Here is a 1,740-nt window from a genome sequence, read left to right as displayed (position 1 = left end):
ATGCCGAGGGCGTCGAGGTCGCGCACGCCACGCACGGCAAGTACGTCGAAGAGCTCTGGGAGCACTTCGTCATCGACTCGCTCGACCGTCCGACGTTCGTGATGAACTTCCCGGTCGACACCTCGCCGCTGACCCGCGAGCACCGCAGCCGCCCGGGCATCGTCGAGAAGTGGGACCTCTACGTCCGTGGCTTCGAGCTGGCGACGGCGTACTCCGAGCTCGTCGACCCGGTCGTGCAGCGGGAGCGGTTCGTCGAGCAGGCGAAGCTCGCTGCGGGCGGCGACCTCGAGGCCATGCGCGTCGACGAGGAGTTCCTGCGGGCACTCGAGCACGCGATGCCGCCGTCGGGCGGCATGGGCATGGGCATCGACCGGCTCCTCATGGCCATCACGGGCCTGGGCATCCGCGAGACGATCCTGTTCCCGTTGGTGAAGTAGGACCCAGCTGACGGCTCCGTTCCGGGGGTTAGGATGCTCGGGTGCCGCATGGAGTCGTGACCGGGATCATCTTCGCCCTGACGCCGACCGTCGTGGTCGGCCTCATCTTCTGGTTCGTGATGCGCGCCATCATGCGGGCCGACCGCACCGAGCGTGCCGCGTACGCCAAGGTCGAGGCCGAGGAGCGCGCCCGCTTCGAGCGTGAGCACGGCGTGCCGGCACCGGCCCCCGCCTCCGCGGAGTAACCCGCTCTCGATCAAGGGGCCGCCCGCGGTCGACGTCACCCGGTGTTCACCGCGCGGTGCGACCCTGGCGTGCATGCGCGCGACGCCGGACGGCAGGGACCCCGAACCCCAGCCCGACCCCGACCTCGCCGACCTCGATCCCGATGACGCCTTCGGGCACCCGGCGGTCGCGGATCCCGCTCGCGACGACAGCGTGTGGCCCGACGGTGAGGGCGACGACGACATCGACGTCTGAGCGTCTGGACACCGTCACCGGCCGTTCACCCCGACGTCGTCTGCCGGGGTGAGCATCGTCCGCATGTCCATCACGCAGATCATCTCCGGTGGTGTCCTCGCGAACCGCGGGGGCGTCTTCACCGGCCGCAGCCTCGTCGGCGACATCGAGAGCGAGTACGACGAGTTCGACCGAGACGCTGACCTCGAGGTCTCGAAGCGTCGCGAGGGGTGGCTCGAGCCCTCCTGGTGACCCCCGCCCGTTCGGTTTTCGGGGTACGACGACCGGATCGCCACGATCCGGACCGCCGTACCCCTTTTTCGTGTCCACTGGACGCGGCGGCCCGGGGTACAGGATCGGAAACGAGCAAGAAACACCGATGCAACGCCGGAAACACGGCGACATCCCCTTGATTCTCGACCGTGCGGGGGACCAGACTGACGACAGGCTGTACCCCTCGGGGGACGGTATCCATGGTGAAGCACGGAGAAGCCTGAGAATCGATCCGATCGGTTTGTGGGGTACACCTCCGGAACGCTTTACTCGTGACACCCCCAACGAGGTCATCACCCGTCGAACGCAGGGAGTCATCATGACGATCGCAACCGCAGCACCCAAGACGACGACCACCGGCACCACCGCACGTCGCACCAAGAAGACCACCGCAGCGAAGGCTCCGGTCACCGCGGTCGAGACCACCACGCTCGACACCGAGGTCGAGGCCGACGAGCAGCTCGCGGGTGTCCGCGGCGCCTCGGTCGACCAGGTGGGCGACTACCTCCGCCACATCGGCCGCCTCTCGCTCCTCACCGCCGAGGAAGAAGCCGAGATCGCCCGCCGCATC

Annotated in this window: 5 protein-coding genes; all 5 read left to right on the top strand. The window is 68.4% G+C overall.

Annotated elements, in window-relative coordinates; translation table 11 throughout:
- A partial coding sequence (locus tag BIV01_RS13545; protein ID WP_302847430.1) for an amino acid--tRNA ligase-related protein occupies positions 1-437 on the top strand: 437 nt, incomplete at its 5' end.
- Positions 438-478: 41 nt separating this feature from the next.
- Positions 479-682, top strand: a complete 204-nt coding sequence (locus BIV01_RS13540; protein WP_031262806.1) for a hypothetical protein — start codon at positions 479-481, stop codon at positions 680-682.
- A 73-nt stretch (positions 683-755) separates the two neighbouring features.
- Positions 756-917 carry a hypothetical protein gene (locus tag BIV01_RS19870; RefSeq protein ID WP_175473729.1) on the top strand — a complete coding sequence of 54 codons (162 nt, stop codon included), beginning with the start codon at positions 756-758 and terminating at the stop codon, positions 915-917.
- Positions 918-980: 63 nt separating this feature from the next.
- Positions 981-1,148, top strand: a complete 168-nt coding sequence (locus BIV01_RS19865; RefSeq protein WP_156794796.1) for a hypothetical protein — start codon at positions 981-983, stop codon at positions 1,146-1,148.
- Positions 1,149-1,488: 340 nt separating this feature from the next.
- Positions 1,489-1,740 (top strand): sigma-70 factor domain-containing protein (locus tag BIV01_RS13530; RefSeq protein WP_302847429.1); only part of this gene is annotated, 252 nt, incomplete at its 3' end.

Source organism: Curtobacterium sp. MCBA15_013 (genome assembly GCF_001865095.1).
Classification (GTDB): Bacteria; Actinomycetota; Actinomycetes; order Actinomycetales; family Microbacteriaceae; genus Curtobacterium.
Note: the sequence above shows the minus strand (reverse complement) of the source record. Positions and strands in the feature narration are given on the sequence as shown.